18 protein-coding genes are annotated in these 20,173 nt (G+C 71.4%); 10 read left to right on the plus strand and 8 right to left on the minus strand.

Annotated elements, in window-relative coordinates:
• Positions 1 to 48 precede the first annotated feature (48 nt).
• The 4 genes from ACE3TA_RS20340 to ACE3TA_RS20355 all read left to right on the plus strand — a co-directional run bounded on the left by ACE3TA_RS20340 (position 49) and on the right by ACE3TA_RS20355 (position 2,631).
• Positions 49 to 1,764, plus strand: a complete 1,716-nt coding sequence (locus ACE3TA_RS20340) for a sulfotransferase (protein ID WP_374576164.1) — start codon at positions 49 to 51, stop codon at positions 1,762 to 1,764.
• Between the two features lie 61 nt (positions 1,765 to 1,825).
• Positions 1,826 to 1,960: a hypothetical protein gene (locus ACE3TA_RS20345; RefSeq protein WP_374576165.1), complete on the plus strand. Its 135-nt coding sequence runs from the start codon at positions 1,826 to 1,828 to the stop codon at positions 1,958 to 1,960.
• Positions 1,961 to 2,066: 106 nt separating this feature from the next.
• The gene (locus ACE3TA_RS20350; protein ID WP_374576166.1) at positions 2,067 to 2,396 is read left to right on the plus strand and encodes a hypothetical protein; all 330 of its coding nucleotides are present in this window, start codon (positions 2,067 to 2,069) and stop codon (positions 2,394 to 2,396) included.
• Positions 2,389 to 2,631 carry a hypothetical protein gene (locus ACE3TA_RS20355; protein ID WP_374576167.1) on the plus strand — a complete coding sequence of 81 codons (243 nt, stop codon included), beginning with the start codon at positions 2,389 to 2,391 and terminating at the stop codon, positions 2,629 to 2,631. Before ACE3TA_RS20350 ends, ACE3TA_RS20355 begins: the two co-directional genes overlap by 8 nt.
• Positions 2,632 to 2,635: 4 nt before the next feature.
• Here ACE3TA_RS20355 and ACE3TA_RS20360 read toward each other — a convergent pair whose 3' ends face one another.
• Complete coding sequence (locus tag ACE3TA_RS20360) at positions 2,636 to 4,018, minus strand: ATP-binding protein (protein ID WP_374576168.1); 1,383 nt, start codon at positions 4,016 to 4,018, stop codon at positions 2,636 to 2,638.
• A complete protein-coding gene (locus ACE3TA_RS20365) occupies positions 4,015 to 4,737 on the minus strand; it encodes a response regulator (RefSeq protein WP_374576169.1) in 723 nt (240 codons plus the stop codon). Before ACE3TA_RS20365 ends, ACE3TA_RS20360 begins: the two co-directional genes overlap by 4 nt.
• Before the next feature lie 191 nt (positions 4,738 to 4,928).
• Between ACE3TA_RS20365 and ACE3TA_RS20370 the strand changes: the two genes are divergently transcribed.
• From ACE3TA_RS20370 to ACE3TA_RS20380, 3 genes are read left to right on the plus strand one after another with little or no spacing between them, the layout of a single operon-like run.
• Positions 4,929 to 6,152 carry an efflux RND transporter periplasmic adaptor subunit gene (locus tag ACE3TA_RS20370; protein WP_374576170.1) on the plus strand — a complete coding sequence of 408 codons (1,224 nt, stop codon included), beginning with the start codon at positions 4,929 to 4,931 and terminating at the stop codon, positions 6,150 to 6,152.
• A gap of 2 nt (positions 6,153 to 6,154) precedes the next feature.
• Complete coding sequence (locus tag ACE3TA_RS20375) at positions 6,155 to 8,119, plus strand: MacB family efflux pump subunit (protein WP_374576171.1); 1,965 nt, start codon at positions 6,155 to 6,157, stop codon at positions 8,117 to 8,119.
• Positions 8,119 to 9,483 (plus strand): efflux transporter outer membrane subunit, encoded by a 1,365-nt coding sequence (locus tag ACE3TA_RS20380; RefSeq protein WP_374576172.1) that lies wholly within the window; start codon positions 8,119 to 8,121, stop codon positions 9,481 to 9,483. Before ACE3TA_RS20375 ends, ACE3TA_RS20380 begins: the two co-directional genes overlap by 1 nt.
• Position 9,484: 1 nt before the next feature.
• Here the strand turns inward: ACE3TA_RS20380 and ACE3TA_RS20385 are convergent, their stop codons facing one another.
• The 5 genes from ACE3TA_RS20385 to ACE3TA_RS20405 all read right to left on the minus strand — a co-directional run bounded on the left by ACE3TA_RS20385 (position 9,485) and on the right by ACE3TA_RS20405 (position 16,333).
• A complete protein-coding gene (locus ACE3TA_RS20385) occupies positions 9,485 to 10,672 on the minus strand; it encodes a lipocalin-like domain-containing protein (protein WP_374576173.1) in 1,188 nt (395 codons plus the stop codon).
• Positions 10,672 to 13,191: an FtsX-like permease family protein gene (locus tag ACE3TA_RS20390; protein ID WP_374576174.1), complete on the minus strand. Its 2,520-nt coding sequence runs from the start codon at positions 13,189 to 13,191 to the stop codon at positions 10,672 to 10,674. Before ACE3TA_RS20390 ends, ACE3TA_RS20385 begins: the two co-directional genes overlap by 1 nt.
• A complete protein-coding gene (locus ACE3TA_RS20395; RefSeq protein ID WP_374576175.1) occupies positions 13,184 to 13,882 on the minus strand; it encodes an ABC transporter ATP-binding protein in 699 nt (232 codons plus the stop codon). Before ACE3TA_RS20395 ends, ACE3TA_RS20390 begins: the two co-directional genes overlap by 8 nt.
• A 48-nt stretch (positions 13,883 to 13,930) precedes the next feature.
• Positions 13,931 to 14,656, minus strand: coding sequence for a glutathione S-transferase N-terminal domain-containing protein (locus ACE3TA_RS20400; protein WP_374576176.1), 726 nt, complete (start codon positions 14,654 to 14,656; stop codon positions 13,931 to 13,933).
• Positions 14,657 to 14,758: 102 nt separating this feature from the next.
• Positions 14,759 to 16,333, minus strand: a complete 1,575-nt coding sequence (locus tag ACE3TA_RS20405) for a DHA2 family efflux MFS transporter permease subunit (RefSeq protein ID WP_374576177.1) — start codon at positions 16,331 to 16,333, stop codon at positions 14,759 to 14,761.
• An 80-nt stretch (positions 16,334 to 16,413) separates the two neighbouring features.
• Between ACE3TA_RS20405 and ACE3TA_RS20410 the strand changes: the two genes are divergently transcribed.
• From ACE3TA_RS20410 to ACE3TA_RS20420, 3 genes are read left to right on the plus strand one after another with little or no spacing between them, the layout of a single operon-like run.
• Positions 16,414 to 17,025: a TetR/AcrR family transcriptional regulator gene (locus tag ACE3TA_RS20410; RefSeq protein WP_374576178.1), complete on the plus strand. Its 612-nt coding sequence runs from the start codon at positions 16,414 to 16,416 to the stop codon at positions 17,023 to 17,025.
• The gene (locus tag ACE3TA_RS20415) at positions 17,022 to 17,471 is read left to right on the plus strand and encodes a PaaI family thioesterase (protein WP_374576179.1); all 450 of its coding nucleotides are present in this window, start codon (positions 17,022 to 17,024) and stop codon (positions 17,469 to 17,471) included. Before ACE3TA_RS20410 ends, ACE3TA_RS20415 begins: the two co-directional genes overlap by 4 nt.
• Positions 17,468 to 18,613, plus strand: a complete 1,146-nt coding sequence (locus ACE3TA_RS20420) for an HlyD family secretion protein (RefSeq protein WP_374576180.1) — start codon at positions 17,468 to 17,470, stop codon at positions 18,611 to 18,613. The genes ACE3TA_RS20415 and ACE3TA_RS20420 overlap by 4 nt, the downstream gene beginning before the upstream one ends.
• Here ACE3TA_RS20420 and ACE3TA_RS20425 read toward each other — a convergent pair.
• A complete protein-coding gene (locus ACE3TA_RS20425) occupies positions 18,579 to 19,865 on the minus strand; it encodes an amidohydrolase family protein (protein WP_374576181.1) in 1,287 nt (428 codons plus the stop codon). The genes ACE3TA_RS20420 and ACE3TA_RS20425 overlap by 35 nt on opposite strands.
• Positions 19,866 to 20,173 lie beyond the last annotated feature (308 nt).

Raw genomic sequence — 20,173 nt, forward strand, 5'->3', positions numbered from 1 at the left:
CTCGAAACGATGACTTGTTTGACAGCATATCCCCCTCCGGTGGCTGCGATGGGGGAAGGGTCCGCCTCGGTCTGTAACGCCTTCAAGGCGATTGTTGCAGTGCGGCGCCAATTGTTGAAATATGACGAAATTGTACGCGCGTATGCTTTAAAAACGAGGTTTTGGTCATTGACTGAGGCCATTGCAGGGTTGGCCCGCGCCGAAGCGCTGATGGCGAAAGGGGCCTACCGCGAGGCTCACGGCCTGTGCATGGAAGCCCTCAAGGCCGACCCTGGCGAGGCCCGCGCCTGGTTCCTGCTGGGCGTGCTGGCGGCCGACCACGACAACCCCGGCCGGGCGGCCGAACTGTTCGAGCGGGCGGCGGAGCTGGCGCCCGGCGTGGCGCGCCACCACGCCCATCTGGCCCGCGCCCTCATCGCCCTCAACGAGCGTCCGCCGGCGCTGGCGGCCGCCGACCGCGCCGTCGAACTCGCGCCGACCGACGCGCTGACGCTGGACACGCTGGGCGTGGTGTTCGCCCGCGCCGGGCAGCACGCCCGGGCGCTGGACTACTTCGAGCGCGCGGCGCGCCTGGCGCCCGACAACGCCGGCTTCCAGTACAACCTGGCCGCCGCCCGCCAGTTCGCCGGCGACTTCTCCGGCGCCGAGGCGGCCTACGCCGCCGCCCTGTCGATCGATCCGGAACTGCACCGGGCCTGGTCCTCGCGCGTCCAGCTGGCCCGCCAGACGCCTGAGACGAATTTCATCGCCGAGCTGGAGGCGCTGATCGCCCGCCCGTCCGACGATCCGGATCGGGCGCTGCACCTGGGTCACGCCCTGGCCAAGTCCTGCGAAGACCTCGGCGAGCATCCGTCCTCGCTCGACTGGCTGCTGCGCGCCAAGGCGGCCAAGCGCCGCGCGGTGGCCTACGATCCGGCGGTCGACGAGGCGCTGTTCGCCGCGGCCATGGAGACCTTCACGCCGGGGACCGTCGTGAACGGCTGCCCCTCCGAGGAGCCCATATTCGTCGTCGGCCTGCCGCGGACGGGCACGACCCTGGTGGACCGCATCCTCTCCAGCCATCCGGACGTCGTGTCGGCCGGAGAGCTCACCAACTTCGCGCTGCTCCTGAAACGCGCCGCGCGCACGCCCTCGAACCTGGTCCTGGACGTGGAGACCCTCAAGGCGGCGGGCGGGCTCGACCTGGCGGCCATCGGCGCGGCCTATGTGGAGAGCACCCGTCCGCTCACCGGCTCGACGCCGCGCTTCGTCGACAAGATGCCGCTCAACGTCCTCTACGCCGGGCTCATCCACAGGGCCCTGCCGAACGCGCGCATCATCTGCCTGCGCCGCGAGCCGATGGACGCCTGCCTGTCGAACTTCCGCCAGCTCTTCGCGACCGGCTTTTCCTACTACAACTACGCCTTCGATCTGGAGGACGTGGGGCGCTACTACCTGGGCTTCGACCGCCTGGTGGCCCATTGGCGCGACGTCTTGCCGGCGGACCGCTTCACCGAGGCGGCCTACGAGGACATCGTCGCCGACCAGGAGGGGCAGACGCGCCGGCTCCTGGCGTTCTGCGGCTTGCCCTGGGACGAGCGTTGCCTGGCCTTTCACGAGAACGCGGCCCCGGTCGCCACCGCCAGCTCCGTCCAGGTGCGCCAGCCGCTCTATTCCTCCTCGATCGGCCGTTGGCGCCGCTACGGCGCGGGCCTGGAGCCGCTGCGCCGCGTGCTCGCCGCCGGCGGGGTGCTGAATGAGGGCGAGGGGCTTTCCGGCCCCTGAAGGTTCCCAAATCGGCGCGGATGCGCTAAGGCCTGCCTCGTCGTTCCAATTCGGCTTGATCATGTTCCTTTCCGCTGGCCAGCACCGCCTCTTCGAGACCGCCTTCGCGCGGCCGATGGCGATCGCCTGCGCGACCATGACCATGATGAAAATTACCCCCTCCATCGTCGGACCGGGGCGAACGCGCGCGACCTGACAACTCGCCGGCGGATCGCAAGATCAGAACCCCGCTCCAACCAGGACGCGGGGTTTTTTGTTGCGCGCCCGCCGGATCCCAACCCCCAAAGCCAAAGGATCCAGCCATGCCTTCATCTCAAGACCTTGTTCTCGACCCCTCAGCGGTCGCCAGCGCCGTCGGGCGCTTCGTCCAGGCGCTGGGCGCCCGGGCGGCCGACCGCCTGGAGGCGACCCTGTTCGCCCAGGGCGGCGTCGCGCGCCTGTTCAGCCTGGAGGACGCCGTCGCCCGCGCCTGGCCCGGCGACGTGGCCAAGGAGCTGGTCTGGTCGCGCGAAGACCTGCACGGCCGCGGGCCGGAGTTGCGCTTCCGCGCCTTCGACGCCGACGGGGCGCTGCTGGCTCAGGAGAGCTACGCGGTCGGCGCGCTCAAATCCGCGGAGCCGGCTCGTGGATGACGTTCCGAAATTTCGCTTCGTCGTCGAGTCCGATCCGGACGGCGACGCCCTCGTAAGACTGCTCGGGCCGTTCATGGTGCAGCAGGCCGCCGTGGAGACGGTCGACCATTCGGCCACCGTCCACGCCGCGCGCACCGTCATCCGCGCCTCCGGGCTGGCCGTGGGGCAGGCCGAGGCGCTCAGGACCCGGCTGCAGGGCCTGCCGTTCGTGCGTTCCGTCGGCTTCGGCTGGTGAGCCTCTAGATCGCCTGCAGGGTGAGGACCGCCTCCAGGCCGCCCTCAGGGTGGTTGCGCAGCGTCAGCGAGCCGCCGTTCCGTTCGGCCAGGGCGCGGGCGATGGTCAGGCCCAGCCCCGATCCGCCGGTTTCGCGCGATCGCGAATCCTCCAGGCGCATGAACGGGTCGAACACCGCCTCCAGCTTGTCCGGCGGCAGGCCCGGGCCATGGTCGCGGACACGCACCACCACCGTGTCGCGCTCGGCGCTCGCCGACACCTCCGCGTCGCCGCCATAGGTGAGGGCGTTGTCGATCAGGTTGGAGATGCAGCGGCGCAGCGCCTGTGGCCGGGCGCGCACGTCGGCGCCCGCGCCCTTCGCCAGCCGGGCGGTCTCGCCCGCGTCCACGGCGTCGGCCACCAGGCTTTCCAGCAGCGAGTCCAGGTCGACGCGGGCGACGGCTTCGACGGTCTGCTGGCTGCGCGCCAGGTCCAGGCCCTCGCGCACCAGGTCCTGCATCGCCGCCAGATCGGCCACCAGCCGGGCCTTCAGCGCCGGATCGGTCACCTTCTCCAGGCGCAGGCGCAGGCGGGTGAGGGGCGTCTGCAGGTCGTGGGTGATCGCCGCCAGCATCTGCGTGCGGCCGGCGACATGCTCCTGGAGCTGGGTCTGCATGCTGTTGAAGGCGCTCGCCGCGGCGGCGACCTCGGTGGGGCCGCCTTCGACAAGCGGCGCGTGATTGAGGTCCCGGCCCAGGTCGTCGGCGGCCTCGGCCAGATTGCGCAGCGGCGCGGCGGCCATCCGGGCGACGATCAGCGCCATGATGCAGACGCCGGCGGCCAGGATCGCCAGGTAGATCGGATCGAACGCGCGGCTCTCGCCCACTAGGCGCGGCGGGGTGTCGACGGCCAGGCGCAGCGGCGTTCCGTCATCCAGCTTCAGGGTGACGATCCAGCATTGCGGCGGCTCCACGCCCGGCGGCAGCTCGTTCCTGTCGGACGCGGCCTGCTGGGTGAACCTGGCGCCGTCGCGGCCCCACGAGCGGGCGCAGATGGCGAGGTCCGCGCTCGCGGCGCGCACCTGCGCCTTGGATCCCAGGCGCGTGGCCAGCAGGGCGGTGAACTCCGGATCGGTCTTGCCGTCGTCGGGCCCGGCGGGCGCCGGACGCACCCCCCGCGCGCCCTTCGCCGCCAGCCGGCCGCGCACGGGCTCGGAGGTGTTGTTGAGCGTGCTGACGAAGTCCTGGGTGCGATCGGCCGCCCGCTCCAGGTGCAGGCGGTTGAGATCGGCGCGCCGCTTGAAGTCCGCCAGGCCGAGCGCCAGGGAGGCGGACACCGCCACGCCCAGCAGCAGCACCAGGAAGATGCGGCCGGCCATGGAGGCGAAGAAGGCGGCCAGGCGGCTCATTCCAGGCTCACCGGCGCGGCCAGCACGTAGCCCTGATTGCGCACGGTCTTCACCAGGGTCGGCGCGCGCGAATCGTCGCGCAGCTTGTGGCGCAGGCGGCTGATCTGCAGGTCGACGGCCCGGTCCAGCGCCTCGCCGGGCTTCACGTCGCCCAGGGCCAGGAGCTGTTCGCGGCTCAGCACGCGGTTGGCGTGCTCCACCAGGATGCGCATCATCTTGAACTCCGCGCCGGACAGCATCACCACCCGCCCGCTCGGGTCGGTGAGGTGCCGGTGCTCGAAGTCCAGCGTCCAGCCGGCGAATCGCGCGCGCTTGGCCGACAGCGGCTCCATGTTGGCCGGCAGGGCCTGGGCCCGGCGCAGCACGCTGCGGATGCGGGCCAGGAGTTCGCGCGGCTCGAACGGCTTGGGCAGATAGTCGTCCGCGCCCATCTCCAGGCCCAGGATTCGGTCGATCGGCTCGCCCCGGGCGGTGAGCATGATGATCGGCGTCGTCGCGTTCGACCGCACCTCGCGGCACAGCGACAGGCCGTCCTCCCGCGGCAGGTTCAGGTCCAGCACGATCAGGTCGACGCCGCCGGCGGCCAGCACGCGGCGCATTTCCACCCCGTCCGCGGCGGTCGAGACGGCGTAGCCCGCCTCCGAAAGCTGCTCGGCCAGCAACTGGCGGATATCGCGGTCGTCATCGACGATCAAAAGGTGCGCTTCGGAGGCGTCCATGCGCTGGATCATGGCTGCAAACGGTAAAACGCGGCGAAATTTCTTGTGTCGAAGCCCTGTAGGAGACGCGTTCGACAAAGTCCGAAATATCTTTCCTGCATAATGACAAAGACGGACAAACCGTCGCCGCTTCTCCGCCATAGCCACGGCTCAGTCAGACCGCTCCTGCGATCGCACGCCCATCTGGACCCATGAAGTTCGACAAGCTCGACAAGCGCAAAACCCTCCTCATCGCCGTGGCCGTCCTCGTCGCGCTTGCGGCCGCCTGGGGCGTGAAGGCGATTTTCTTCCCGGCCTCGAAGGGGCCGGAAATGGCCACCGCCGTCGCAGCCAAGGGCGACGTCGAGCAGACGGTGCTGGCCACCGGGTCGCTCGAACCCTCGACCCTGGTGAGCGTCGGCGCCCAGGTGTCCGGCCAGCTCACCTCGCTCAAGGTCGACTTGGGCCAGACGGTGAAGAAGGGCGAACTGATCGGCGAGATCGACTCGGCGCCGCAGAAGAACGCCCTGCGCACGGCCGAGGCCTCGGTGGCGAACTACACCGCCCAGCGCCTGGAAGTGCAGGCCAACCTCGCCCAGGCCGAACTGGCGCTGACGCGGCAGAAGCAGATGCTGGCCGCCGACGCCACGTCCCAGGCCGAGTACGACGCCGCCCTGGCCGCCGAGAAGGCCGGCAAGGCCCAGCTCGCCGCCCTGACCGCCCAGATCTCGAGCGCCAACGTCGCGGTTGAAACGGCCAAGATCAATCTGGGCTACACCCAGATCCGCGCGCCGATCGACGGCACGGTGGTGGCCATCGTCACCAAGCAGGGCCAGACGGTGAACGCCAACCAGTCGGCGCCGACCATCGTCAAGCTGGCCGACCTGTCGACCATGACGGTCAAGGCGGAGATCTCCGAGGCCGACGTGATCAAGGTCCACGCGGGCCTGCCGGTCTACTTCACGATCCTCGGCGATCCGGACAAGCGCTACTACGCCAAGCTGCGCGCCGTGGAGCCCGCGCCGGAGACGATCAAGACCGAAGACGACATCTCCACGACCGGCTCGTCCACCGAGGCGATCTACTACAACGCCCTGTTCGACGTGCCCAACAGCGACGGGCGGCTGCGCACCTTCATGACGGCCCAGATCAATGTCGTGCTCGCCCAGGCCAAGGGCGTGCTGACCATTCCCTCGGCGGCCGTGGGGAGCAAGGCGCGGGATGGCTCCTACCAGGTGACGGTCGTGGGCGAGGACGGCAGGCCCGCGCCGCGCCAGGTGAAGATCGGCGTCGACGATGGCTCCAAGGCCCAAGTGCTGTCCGGCCTGAACGCCGGCGACAAGGTGGTGCTCGCCCAGACGTCTTCCGCATCCGCGACGGCCGCGTCCAACGGGCCGGGCGGCCGGCGCCGCCCAGCGGGACCGTTCGGGTTCTGACCATGGCGGCTCCCCTCCTCGAGCTGAAGGATCTGCGCCGGTCCTTCCCGGCCGGCGACAGCCTGCTGACGGTGTTGAAGGACATCGACCTGACCATCGACGCCGGCGAGATGGTCGCCATCATCGGCGCGTCCGGCTCGGGCAAGTCGACCCTGATGAACATCCTGGGGTGCCTGGACCGGCCGAGCGCTGGCGTCTATCGGGTCGCCGGCGTCGACACCGCCGGCCTGTCGCCCGACGAACTGGCGGCCCTGCGCCGCGAGCGCTTCGGCTTCATCTTCCAGCGCTATCATCTGCTCACCGACCTGAACGCGGCGGCCAATGTCGAGGTGCCGGCCATCTACGCCGGGATGACGACCCAGGCGCGGCGCGAGCGGGCGAGGGGGCTTCTGGAGCGCCTCGGCCTCGGCGACCGCATGGGCCACCGGCCCAACCAGCTCTCCGGCGGCCAGCAGCAGCGGGTCTCCATCGCCCGGGCCCTGATGAACGGCGGCGAGATCGTGCTCGCCGACGAGCCCACGGGCGCCTTGGACACGACCAGCGGCGCGGAGGTCATGAAGATCCTCCGTGAGCTGAACGACGAAGGCCGCACGGTCATCATCGTCACCCACGAGCGGTCCGTCGCCGACGCCTGCGACCGGATCATCGAGATCAGCGACGGCGTGATCATCTCCGACACCCGCAAGTCCGAGCGCCCCGAGCCGGCGCCGGCGCCGGAAGCCCTGTCGCCCGCCTTCCGCCACGAGACGGCGCTGGAGGCCTACCGCTCGCGCTTCACCGAGGCCTTCCGCATGGCCGTGCTGGCGATGAACGCCCACCGCCTGCGCACCTTCCTGACCATGCTGGGCATCATCATCGGCATCGCCTCGGTGGTGTCGGTGGTCGCCCTGGGCGAGGGCTCGCGCCAGCAGGTCCTGGCCAATATCAGCGCGATCGGCACCAACACCCTGGAGATCATGCCCGGCAAGGACTTCGGCGACATGCGGTCCGGCGCCGTGCGCACCCTGGTGGTGGCCGACGCCGACGCCCTGGCCAAGCAGCCCTACGTCGACAGCGTCACGCCCATCGTTCAGACCAGCGTCACCCTGCGCTTCGGCAACGTCACCGCGTCCGGCCAGGCCAGCGGCGTGGGCGATCAGTACTTCCGCGTGCGCGGCATGGAGATCGCCCAGGGGCGGTTCTTCGACGACGCCAGCATCAAGAGCTACGCCCAGGACGTCGTGATCGACGACAATACGCGCGAGACCTTCTTCAAGGATTTCCCTGGCAGCCCGGTGGGCCAGGTGATCCTGGTCGGCTCCATGCCCGCGCGGATCATCGGCGTGGCCAAGGCGCAATCCAACAGCTTCGGCGGCGGCGGCGAGAACCTGACGGTCTATCTGCCCTACACCACCGTCCAGGCGCGCATGCTCGGCACCACCACCCTGCGCAGCGTCACCGTGCGCGTGAACGACGACACGCCGAGCGCCGCGGCCGAGGAAGGCGTGGTCAAGCTGCTGACCAAGCGCCACGGGACCAAGGACTTCTTCATCATCAACACCGACCAGATCCGCCAGACGATCACTGCGACGACCGAGACCATGACCACGCTGATCGCCGCCATCGCGGTGATCTCGCTGGTGGTCGGCGGCATCGGGGTGATGAACATCATGCTGGTGTCGGTGACCGAGCGGACCGCCGAGATCGGCGTGCGCATGGCCGTCGGCGCGCGGCAGGGCGACATCCTGCAGCAGTTCCTCATCGAGGCGGTGCTGGTCTGCCTGCTCGGCGGCGCTCTCGGGGTGCTCGCCGCGCTCGCCTTCGGCGCGGTGTTCAGCGCCTTCGGCAGCAACTTCAAGCTGGCCTATTCGGCGGTGTCGATCATCGCCGCCTTCGCCTGCTCAACCTTGATCGGGGTCGTGTTCGGCTTCCTGCCGGCCCGCAGCGCCGCGCGCCTCGACCCCGTCGCAGCCCTGGCCCGAGATTGATGCGCTCCGTTTCCCTGTCCGCCCTGATCGTCGCCGCCGCGCTCGCCGGCTGCGCCAGCACGCCCGCCGCCGACGTGAAGGGCGCGGTCGGCGCGTTTCCGGCGAGCTACGCGCACGGCGGGACCGCGGCGACGCCCGCGCCCTCGGGCGACTGGTGGGCCGCCTTCGGCGACGCCCGGCTCGACCGCGTGGTGCAGGAGGCGCTGGCCCGGAACAACAACCTGGCCGCGGCGGCGATCACCGTGCGCCGCGCCCAGCTCCAGGCCAGCCTGGCGACCGACCAGCTCCTGCCGCACGCCTCGGCGGACGGCTCGGCGTCCACCAGCCGCCAGGACGGCCAGACCACCCGTTCGGCCAGCGCCTCGGCCTCGGTGTCCTACGAGGCCGACCTGTTCGGCCGCCTGGGCGCCGAACGCAACGCCGCGCGCTGGGAGGCCAAGGCCACCGCGCAGGACCTGGAGGCCACACGCCTGGCCCTGATCGGCGAGACGCTCACCCAGTACTGGACGCTCGGCTATCTCAACGCGCGCATCGCCAGCGCCGAGGCAAGCGTCGCCTACAGCCGCCAGGTGCTGGCCCTCGTCGAGGCGCAGAAGGCCGCGGGCGCGGTCTCCGGCATCGAACTCAACGAGGCCCGTCAGAGCGTTCAGAGCCAGGAGGCCGCGCTCAGCGCCCTGGTGCAGCAACGGGTGGAGACCCGCAACGCCCTGGCCCTGCTGCTGGGCGGCCAGGCTTGGCCCCAGGACGACGAGCCCCAGGGCCTGTCGTCCGGCGCCCTGCCGGGCGTGGCCGAGGGCGTTCCCGCCGAGCTGCTTGCTCGCCGTCCCGACCTGCGCGCCGCCGAGCTTCGTCTGCGCGGGAGCCTGTCGACCGTCGATGCGTCCCGCGCCAGCTTCTATCCGCAGATCACGCTCACCGGCTCGGCCGGGGGCTCCAGCTCGTCGCTCTCCAACGTGCTGGCCGACCCGGTGACGGCCCTGGGCGTCGGCGTGACCCTGCCGTTCCTGAACTTCAACCAGCTCTCGCTGAACCTGAAGGTCTCCAAGGCCGACTACGAAAAGGCGGTGATCGACTTCCGCCAGTCGCTGCTCTCGGCCTTCGCCGACGTGGACAACGCGCTTTCGGCCCGCACCCAGCTCGACATCCAGGGCCAGCGGCTCGCGGAATCCTATGCGTCGGCCAGCGAGGCTGAGCGGCTCTACGGCGTGCGCTATCACGCGGGGGCCGTGGCGCTGCGCACCTGGCTGGACGCCCAGGAATCCAAGCGCTCGGCCGAGACCGCGCTGCTGCAGAACGATCTTTCGCGCCTGCAGAACATGTCGACGCTCTACCAGGCCCTCGGGGGCGACACGCCGTCCTCCTAGGTCACATCTTCAGCGGCGAGACGTAGCCGGTCAGCTCCAGATAGCCGCGTCCGCCCTCGGTGGTGACCGCGCCCTCCCAGTAGACCGGGCCGCCCGTGGCGCGTCCGTCCAGCTCCTGGTCGTCGAACAGGGGCGTGAGCGTCAGCCGCCGGGCCCCGCCCATCTCCAGCGTCCGCGCCACCGGATAGAGCGCTCCGGTGCCTGGAGAGCGCCAGGACCGCACCACGCTGAAACGCACGTCGCCGGGGCCGAACCGGGTGACCGCGCCGCCGGCGTCGCGCAAGGTTCCAGCCGCCCAGAGCGCATGGCCCGAGGCGTCGCGCACCTGGAACGCCATCAGCGCCGAACCGTCGTCGAAGTTGAGGCCCGTCCAGTCCCAGCCGACCGCCTTGGGGTCGAGCAGGGTGGAGGACCATTCCCGGTCCATCCAGGCCCGCCCCGTCGCCGCTTGCGCGCGGCCCTTGCGGCGCACCTCGCCGCTCACCGCCAGTTGGGGCAGGCTGTAATAGTAGCTCGCCTGGCTCGGTTCCGGCCCCTTCTGCGAATAGCCGTCCTGGCCCTCCAGCATGAGCGGCTGGGTCGGCGTCAGCGTCAGGTCCAGGTCGAAGTCCGCGCCCTTGACGATCGTGTGGAACCGCCCGTCCGGCGCGCGCTTCAGCGACCAGTCGTCCAGCACGACGTCGGCGTCGCCGGTCTTCGCTTCCGCCAGGCCGAAACCCTGCCGGGCGATCCGCTGGTCGTGGAGCAGGCGGCCGATCTTAGGGTCGCTGACGGCGGCGTGGGCGAACAGCACCTGTTTGGCCGCGAACGCGCTGGGATTGTCCTCCTCCAGCCCCGGCCGCGTCCGGAAGAAGGTCACCTGGAAGCCCAGCGGCCCATCGCGCGTGTCGAGCCAGCCGGTGACGTACCACCACTCGGTGCGGAAGGCCGGGTGAGCGCCATGATCGCGCGGGAAGACCAGCCTCGCGCCCGGCGTGACGGTCGCGAAGCCCGCGGCGGCGGGCGCCGCCTCCGCGTCCTCGGCCGGCGCTTCGATGATGCTGGGCGCGGCGCCCGCGGCGGGCGGCGACGGCGTCTTGGCCGGGCGAGGGGCGGGGGCGGGCCGGAAGACGACCGCCGCGGCGATGGCCACGGCCAGCGTCACGGTCAGGGCGTGGACCCAGGTGAAGCGGCGGCGCGGCCCGGCCATCACCAGTCCTCCCGCACGGCGCGCACGGCGTCGGCCGACAGCGCCCGCCGTCCGGCGACCAGCGCGGCGCCGGCCGCGGCCGCCACCAGCGCCGCGCCCACGCTGGCGAGCAGCGTCCACGGCAGGCGCGTCTGCATGGTCCAGTTGAACGACTGCGGGTTGACCACGTGGATCAGCACCTGGCTCATCACCAGGCCTAGGCCGATCCCGGCGACGCCGCCGACGCCGCCCAACAGCGCGCCCTCCGAGGCCAGCATGGCCACGATCTGTCCGCGCCCGACGCCGAGATGGCGGAGCATGCCGAACTCCTTGGTCCGCGCCAGGGTCTGGGCCGAGATCGTCGCGGCCACGCCGGCCAGGCCCACCAGGATGGCGATCGCTTCCAGGAGGTAGGTGACGGCGAAGCTGCGGTCGAACAGGCGAAGGGCCATCTCGCGCAGTTGCCGCGGCTGGGCGAACTGGATGCGGCCGGCGAGCCGGTCCGGCGCGGCGGCCTCCAGCGCGCTCAGCGTCGCGTCGAGCCGCGCGCCCGGCCTCAGATAGACCGCCGCGTCCGCGCGGGTCTCATCGCCGGTCAGGCGCTGGAAGTCGTCGGCGCGCATGGTGATGGCGCCGCTCTGACGGGCGTAGTCGCGCCAGACGCCGACGATCGTGGCGCGCGTGCGTCCGCCCGGGCCGATCGGCAGGTCGATCGTCTCGCCGACATGCTTGCCATAGAGCCGGGCGTAGGGCTCGGAGACCCAGACAGGCAGGGCGCCGGGCGGCGGCTGGATGAGCCTGCCCACCGCCAGCGAGTCGGCCGCGTCGCCCCAGCCGTGGGGCCGGGCGATCAGCAGCACCGGCGGGCGCTCGGCGTCCAGGCGCAGCGGCGTCATCTGCAGGAACTCGACGCGGCCCACTCCCGGCGTGGCGGCGAGTCTCGCCTGCTCGGCCGGTGTCAGCCCGCCGTCGCCGTCCTCGACCCGGATGTAGATGTCGGCGGGAAGGTATTGATTGAGCCAGTCTTCCACCGAGCCGCGGAAGCTCGCCACCATCACCGCCATGGCGATCATCAGGCTGGTGGAGGCCACCACGCCTGCCAGGGCGACGGACGCCTGGCTCGGCGCGCCCCACAGGCGCTTGACCGCCAGGTCCAGCGGCGGCGCGCCCAGGTTCAGCCGTTGCAGCGGCGCCAGCAGCGCGCGGGCCAGCCAGGGCATCGCCGCCACGCCGCCCACCAGCAACAGCGCCATGGAGACGTAGCCGAACACCGGCAGGCCGCCGACCGCGGGCAGGAAGGCCGCACCCGCGCCCAGCGCCAGGGCGGCCAGGGCGATGCGCGCGGTTGGCCGGCGGTTCGGATCGACCGCGTCGCCCAGGTTCTTCAAGGCCACGGCCGGCGGAGCGCGCCCGGCCTCTCGCGCGGGGATCAGGCTGCCCACCAGCGACGCCGCCACGCCCAGGGCGAAGAAGACCGCCGCCGCGAGGGGCGCGAACACCAGGTCGGGCCGCTCGCCGCTGAAATAGCCGCCGCCCAGGTCGCCGCCGAACACCTGCAGCGCGCCCCGCGCCAGCCCCAGGCCGAGTGCGAGGCCCAGGGCCGCGCCGACGGTCCCCACGATCAGGCCCTCGGTCAGCACCTGGGCGAGCAGGGCCCGCCGAGTGGAGCCCAGCACCCGCAGCAGGGCGAACTGGGTGCGCCTGCGCGCCACCGACAGGGACTGCGCCGAATAGACCAGGAAGCCGCCGGTCAAGAGCGCCATGAGCGCCAGCATGTCCAGGTTCACACGGTAGGCGCGCGAGAGATTATCCGAGGCCCGCGCGTCGCTGCGGCTGTCGGCGAGCTGGGCGTCGGCGGGCAGCATCGCCGTGATCGCCGAACGGACGCGCGTGGCGTCCGCGCCTTCGGCCAGGCGCAGGTCGACCCGATCGATCCGGCCGAGCCGTCCGAACCGCCACTGGGCTTCGGCGATGTCGATCACCGCCAGGTTCTGGCCGTCGCCCGCGCCCGGCAGGGCGCCGGCCACGCGGAAGGCGTGGGTGCGGCCGTTGGCGCTGAGCGCCAGGGTCGAGCCGATCTTCGCCCGGCTCTTCGCCATCAGCGCGGGGGAGACGAGCACGCCGTCCGCGCCGAAGACGCCCGCCACGCGCCCGCCGCTCGCCAGGCTGGGCGTCACCTGGGCCGCGCGCAGCGCGTCCAGCCCGACCAGGGTGAGCGAGACCCCGCCCGGCGCGGCGGCCTTCAACTCCACGACCGGGCTCGCCGCCGCCACACCCCCGGCGCGGGCCAGGCGCGGATAGAGGCGCTCGTCGAAGCCGCCGGGAGAGACGGCGCGCACGCGCAGGTCCGCTTCGCCGTTCACCGCGCGCACGGCCCGGCCGAACTCGTTCAGCGCCGAGGCGTTGATCAGATGCACGGCGAAGCCCAGGGCCACGCCGATGGCGATGGCCAGGGCGGCCGTGACGACGCGGCCGGGATGCGCGCGCCATTCGCCGGCCGCCATCCAGCGGGCCGCCAAGCTGGCCGAGCCCTCAGCCATCGTGCGCGACCAGTCCTTGCGCGCCCAGGGTCAGCCGCCGGTCGGCCACGGCGGCGGCGCGCTCGGAGTGGGTGACCAGCAGCACCGCCGCGCCCGACGCGCGAGCCTGGTCGGTGAAGACCCGCAGGATGCGCTCGGCGGTCTGCGGGTCGAGGTTGCCGGTGGGCTCGTCGGCCAGGATCAGGCCCGGACGGTGCGCCAGCGCGCGGGCGATCGCCACGCGCTGGAGTTCGCCGCCGGAAAGCTGGGCGGGAAAGTCGTGTCCGCGTCCGGCCAGGCCGACGGCCTCCAGCATCTCCCCGGCGCGGGCCAGGGCGCGGTCGCCCGGGCTTCGCTGCAGCACCAACGGCAGGGCCACGTTCTGCGCCAGGCTCAGGTGCGGCAGGATGTGGAAGGCCTGGAAGACGAAGCCGATGCGGTCGCGGCGCAGGCGGGTGCGCGCGTCGTCGTCGAGCGTCGCCAGATCGGTCCCGTCGATCGCCACCACCCCGGCGTCGGCGGCGTCGAGGCCGGCGATGAGGTTGAGCAGGGTCGACTTGCCGGCGCCGGATTCGCCCATCACCGCCACGAACTCTCCGGCCGACAGGTCCAGCGCCAGACCGTCGAACAGCACCCGCCCGCCCGGCACGCTCTTTCTCAGGCCGCGCAGCGAAAGAACGGGCGAGGCGGCGGATGCGGGCGCGGCGGACATGGGGGCAATGTAGCGCCCGCCGCGCCGGAGGCGAGGGGCGAGCGCGGCCTATTCGGCGGGCGCCGGCCGGGCGCGCTGGTTGTAGAGCAGCTTGCGGCGGCGCGCCTGCTCCTCGGGCGTGATGGAGGCCGGATCCTCCGGCTCGCCCGCCGTCACGGCCATGCCGCGCTGCAGGGCGGGACGTTCGGACAGCTCCTCAAACCAGCGCTTGAAGTATTTGAATTCGCCCAGGTCTATGCCCTGCTGCTTCCAGCCAGCCGTCCACGGATAGGAGATCATGTCGGCGATCGTGTAGTCGTCGCCGGCGATGTAGCGGCGGTCGTAGAGGCGGTTGTTCAACACGCCGTAGAGCCGGTGGACCTCGTCGTTGAACCGCCGCTGGGCGTAGCTCTGGTCGCCCATCTCCGGCGGAACCCGGCTGAAGTGGCCGCGCTCGCCGGACTTCGGACCCTGGTTGGCCATCTGCCACATGACCCACTGGGTCACCTCGTACTTGCCGCGCAGATCCTGCGGCCAGAAGCGCCCGGCCTTCTCGGCCAGGTACATCATGATCGCGCCGCTCTCGAACACGCTGATCGGCGCGCCGCCGCCCGTCGGCTCGGTGTCGACCATGGCCGGCATGCGGTTGTTCGGTCCGATCTTCAGGAAGGCGTCGGTGAACTGATCGCCCCGGCCGATGTTCGCCGGCACGATGCGGTAGGGCATGCCCAGTTCCTCCAGGAGGATCGTCACCTTCTTGCCGTTGGGCGTCGGCCAGTAATGCAGCTCGATCATGGGAAATGGCTCTTTTGCTGAAATGAAAGCCTAAGATTGGGGTGCGGCGGTTGGAGCGCAGCCCGCACACGCCTTCGTGTTCGCCTTGGCGCGAGCGGCGCCCTAATGGCCGGCGTCGGGGCCGGGCTCCGAGAGCGGCGCCGGGCGGCAGAACGGCACGATCAGCAGCGCCAGGAAGAAGACCCAGGCCATCAGGCGGAACGTGTCGTCGAAGGCCAGGGTCAGCGCGTTGCGCCCCACCACGCCCGAGAACTGGGCGCGCGCCATCTGGAGCGCCATGGCCGGGTCGGGCGTCAGCTCTCCGGCGTGCGCGGCGAGCGCGCTCAGGGCCTCGCCAGCCGCCTGGGCGTTGTCGGCCATGGCCTCGCCGATGCGCAGGGCGTGGGCGCGGCCGAAGTCCTGCAGCCAGGTGTTGACCACGGCGATGCCGATCGCGCCGCCAAGGTTGCGCATCAGGTTGAAGAGGCCCGAGGCGTAGCGCAGCTCGGCCGCCGCCACCCCGTTCAGCGCCATGCCCACGGCGGGCACGATGCACAGAAGGATGGCGAAGCCGCGCACGGCCTGCGGCGCGAAGAGCTGCCAGAAGCCCCATTCCGGGCCGATGTAGGAGAAGAGCCACAGGCCCGTGGCGAACAGGCTGAAGCCGGCTGTGATCAGGATCCGCAGGTCGATCTTCTGCGACAGGCGGGCCGCCAGCGGGGCGGCGAAGGCCATGGTCAGTCCGGCGACGAACACCGTCGTGCCGATCTCCAGGCTCGAATAGCCGCGCACCCGGCCCAGGAACACCGGCGTCAGATAGGTCGCCGAATAGAGCCCGAAGCCGATCACTAGGTTCAGCACGCAGGCCATGACGAAGGTGGGCCGGCGGAACGGCGTGAGCTTCAGCACCGGCATGGTCGAGAAGAACGACCGCTCGAAGAAGACGACCGCGCCCACCACCGAGAGCCAGGCCGCGGTCGCCACGCCGACGTCGCCGAACCACTCGTGGCGCGGGCCTTCCTCCAGCACGTATTGCAGCCCGCCGAGGAAGACGGCGAGGGCGGCCACGTGCAGCCAGTCGATGCGCTTCAGCATGGTCGGCTGGGCCGCGTCGATCTTGCCGAGCAGGGGCAAGAGGGTCGCCACCGCCACGCCGGGGATGATGTTCATGAAGAACAGCCAGCGCCAGCTCGCCACCTCGGTGACCCATCCGCCGACGCTGGGGCCGAGGGTGGGGGCGAGGGTGGAGACCATGCCCAGGATCGCCGGGATCATCGCCCGCCTCGGGCCCTCGAACAGCGCGTAGCCGGTGGCGAACACGGTGGGCACCATCGCCCCGCCGACAAACCCCTGGATGGCGCGGAAGGCGATCATCGAATTGATGTCCCAGGCCAGGCCGCACATCAGGCTGGAGAGGGTGAAGAGCGCGGCCGAGGCGGTGAACAGCCAGCGCGTGGAGATCGCCTGCGACAGGAAGGCGGCCAGCGGGATCATGACGATCTCGGCCATCAGATAGGCCGTCTGCACCCAGGCGATCTCATCAGGGCCGGCCGACAGGCCCGCCTGGATCGAGTTCAGCGAGGCCGCCACGATCTGGATGTCCAGGAGGGCCATGAACTGGCCGAACGCCATCAGGCCGAAGATCAACAGCTTGCGCCGCTCGGGCAGGGCGGCGGGCGGGAGGAGGGGCTCGGTCATCGGAAAATCCGCAGGGGCAGGGGTTCACGCCGCAGCGTGGATCATTATATGATAGTCATCATATTATTTGGAAGGGCGCGATGCGCTACGACGAAAACCACAAGGCCGAGACGCGAAAGAAGGTGGTGCGCGCCGCCGCCGCGGCGGTCCGCGCACGCGGGCCGGACGGCGTCAGCGTGGCCGACATCATGGGTGAGGTCGGCCTCACGCACGGCGGCTTCTACGCCCACTTTCGCTCCAAGGACGCGCTGCTGGCCGAGGCGGTGCGCGAGGCGTTCAGCCAGAGCCGCAAGCGCATGCCGCTGTTCGACGACGGCCTGTCGGACGAAGAGGCGCTGTCGGCCTTCGTGGACCGCTACGTCAGCGCCACGCACCGCGACCATCCGGAAAGCGGCTGCGCGATCGCCGCCCTGTCGTCCGACGTACCGCGCCAGGGCGCCGTCGTCAGGCAGGCGTTCGACGCCGGCGTGAAGGGCTTGATCGGCTCCATCGCCCGCCGGCTGGCGAGCGCGCCGGCCGAGGATCGCGAGGGGCTCGCCGGCTCCCTGCTGGCGGAGATGTCGGGCGCGGTGTCGCTCGCCCGCGCCATGTCCGATCCGGCCGTCTCCGACGAGTTGCTGGCGCAGTCGCGCCGCCGCATCAAGGCCCGCATGGGCCTGCCGCAAGACCTTATCGACAGGACCACCGCATGACCGACGTCGTCGACACCCAGGCGCTGAGCGGCCTGGAGCAACTGCGCGCCGCCTTCGAGCGCGGCGGCTATTCCCGCGGGATCGGCCGCACCCTGAAGTTCCAGGCCCTGGAGCTCGAAGAGGGGCGGGTGGTCTTCGGCGGCACGCCCGACGAGGACGCCTATAATCCCATCGGCACGGTCCACGGCGGCTACGCGGCGACCTTGCTCGACTCCGCCGTGGGCTGCGCCGTCCATTCGCGGCTGAAGGCGGGGCAGGGCTACACGACCCTGGAGCTCAAGGTCGCCTATCACCGCGCCATGACCAAGGACACCGGCCCGGTGCGGGCCGAGGGCGTGGTCACCCATCTGGGCCGCCGCGCCGCCTTCGCCGAGGGACGGCTCACCGACGAGCAGGGCCGCCTGATCGCCTCGGCGACCTCCACGCTTCTGGTGTTCGACCGATGACCGCCGCCGTCGTCGAACGTCTCGCGCCGTCCGAGGAGGCCCGGCCGGCCAAGACGGCGCCGCGCCGCCGGCTGCCTGGGCGCGCGATCATCGTCCTGGCGCTCGCCGCCGTCGCCGCGGCCGGCGGCGGTCTTTGGCTGCGCGCGGCCAAGGCGTCGGTCAGCACCGACAACGCCTATCTGAAGACCGATTCCACCTACGTCGCCCCGCGCGTCCGCGGCCTGGTGGCGCGGGTGCTGGTCAGGGACAACCAGATGGTCCGCGCCGGCCAGCCCCTGATCGAACTCGATCCGGAGGAGTACGCCGCCCAGGTCGCCGCCAGGCAGGGCGATCTCGCCATGGCCGACGCCGCCGTCCGGTCGGCTCAGGCCGCGCTGGCGCGTCTGGGCGCGGAGAACGCTCTGGCCCACGCCGGCGTGCGTGAAGCCGAGACGACGATCACGGCGGGCGATGCGGAGTCCGCCCGCGCCGAGGCCGATTGGAAGCGCTACGAAGCCCTGCTGCGGACCGGCGCGGTCGCCCGCAGCGCCGCCGACCGCGCCCGGGCCGAGGCGATCAGCGCCCAGGCGGCGGCCGAGCGCAATCGCGCCGCCCTGGCGGTCAGCCGCAACCAGGCCGCCGTCACCGAGAGCCGCCGGGCCGAGCTCGTCGCGGCGGTGGCCCAGGCCGAGGCCGCCCGAGACCGCGCCCAGGCCGCCCTGGACCTCGCCCGCCAGGACCTCACGCATGCGGTGATCCGCGCGCCCGTGGACGGCGTGGTCGGCGACCGGCGCGCCAATCCGGGCGACTATGTGCAGCCGGGCACACGGCTGCTGACCCTGGTGCCGATGAACACCCTCTACGTCACCGCCAACTTCAAGGAGACCCAGACCGCGCGCATGCTGAAGGGCCAGCCGGCCAAGGTGCGCATCGACGCCCTGCCGGGCGTGGCGTTCAAGGCCAGGGTGGACAGCTTCGCGCCGGGTTCGGGCTCCGAGTTCGCCCTGCTGCCGTTCGAGCCGGGCACGGGCAACTTCACCAAGATCGTCCAGCGCATCCCCGTGCGCCTGCGTTTGGAGCCGGGTCAGGCGGGGCTGGAGCGGTTGCGGCCGGGGCTGTCGGCCAGGGTCACCGTGGCGTTGCGCCAGGCTCCGGCGCCTTGACGATCTGGCCGCCCTTCATGACCAGCACAACGCGCCGCACGGCCGAGATGTCGGTGGTGGGGTCGCCCTGAACCGCGACCAGATCGGCGAGAAGGCCCTTCTCGATGCGGCCCAGCTTGCCCTCCAGCCGCAGGATCTTGGCGTCCACGGCCGTGGCGGCCAGCAGGGCCTCGGCCGGGCTCATGCCGTCCTTGACCATCCACTCCAGCTCGCGGCCGTTGTCGCCGTGGCGGAAGACGCCGACGTCCGAGCCCGATCCGATCGTCACGCCCAGCTTCATCGCCAGACGGAACGCCCGCTCGGCGTTGGCCATCGACGGCGTGGCGGGCGAGACGCCGGCCACGTAGTGCTGGAAGTAGGATGAGGTGGCCTCTGGAGCCGTGAGCGTGGGGATCAGGGCGACGCCCTTCTGCGCCATCAGCCGGAAGGTGGTTTCCGATCCGCCATAGCCGTGCTCGATGGTGTCCACGCCCGCCAGCACCGCGCGGCGCATGCCTTCGTCCGAGGCGGCGTGGGCGGCCACCGGCCGGCCCAGATCGTGGGCGGTCGTCACCAGGGCCTTCAATTCGTCCAGCGAAAAGGTGGCGACGGTCTCGCCGCCGGCGCCCACGCGATAATCCGCATAGACTTTGATCCAGTCCGCCCGCGCGGCGGCCTGCTCGCGAACCGCGCGCGTCACTTCGTCCACGCCGCTGGCTTCCTGCGCGCCTTGCGGCAGGTCGGCGATCGCATAGGCCTTGCGCGAGGGCGCGTAGGCGCCGGTCGCGACGATGGCCCGCGTGGCCACCACGAGGCGGGGCCCTGGAACGATCCCCTCGTCGATCGCGCGCTTGAGGCCGACATCGGCGACGCCTGCGCCCTCGGTGCCCAGGTCGCGTTCGGTGGTGAAGCCCGCCTCCAGCGTGTCCCTGGCCTGGCGCACCGCCCGCGCGGTCCGGTAGGCGAGCGGCTCCTTCAGGACCTGATCGTCCCAGACCGTCTCGTTGTACGGGTGCAGGAACAGGTGGCTGTGCGCCTCGATCAGGCCCGGGATCAGGGTCGCGCCAGGCAGTTCGATGACGCGGGCCCCGGCCGGCGCGGCGATGTCCGGCCCGACCGCGGCGATCGTCTCGCCATCCACCAGCACGGTCCAGCCGGCGTGCGCCTGGCGGTCGTCGGCCGTGAAGACCCGGTCCGGGCGAAGAAGGATGGGCGCGGCGCGCGCGGGCGCGGCCAGCAGGGCCAGGGCGACGAGGGCTGAGAGGATCTTCATGGCGCCACTATCGGCGGGGCCGGCGCCGCGCGCCAGTTCCCGTCGCCGAGCGCGCGGCGGCGCCGTTCGCCGCCCTCCGCTGCGCAAAACCGCCGCGCTCGCGCCGGCTGGGCGCTTTGGGCGCCTTCTTGCGCGGCGTTGCGGCCGTTTCTCACATGTTCATTACAGTTTTGTCAGACGGCCGACGGGTTTGAGTATACTTTGACCTACTCTAGACAAATCGCGTTGTTCTGTTGGGTGTGAGAGCAGCGATGCGGGGCGCAGACGGGTGAAGGCGGCGAGCCGTCAGGATATTGAGCGCGCGGGGC

It is taken from the genome of Phenylobacterium sp. (genome assembly GCF_041916435.1).
Lineage (GTDB): Bacteria > Pseudomonadota > Alphaproteobacteria > Caulobacterales > Caulobacteraceae > Phenylobacterium.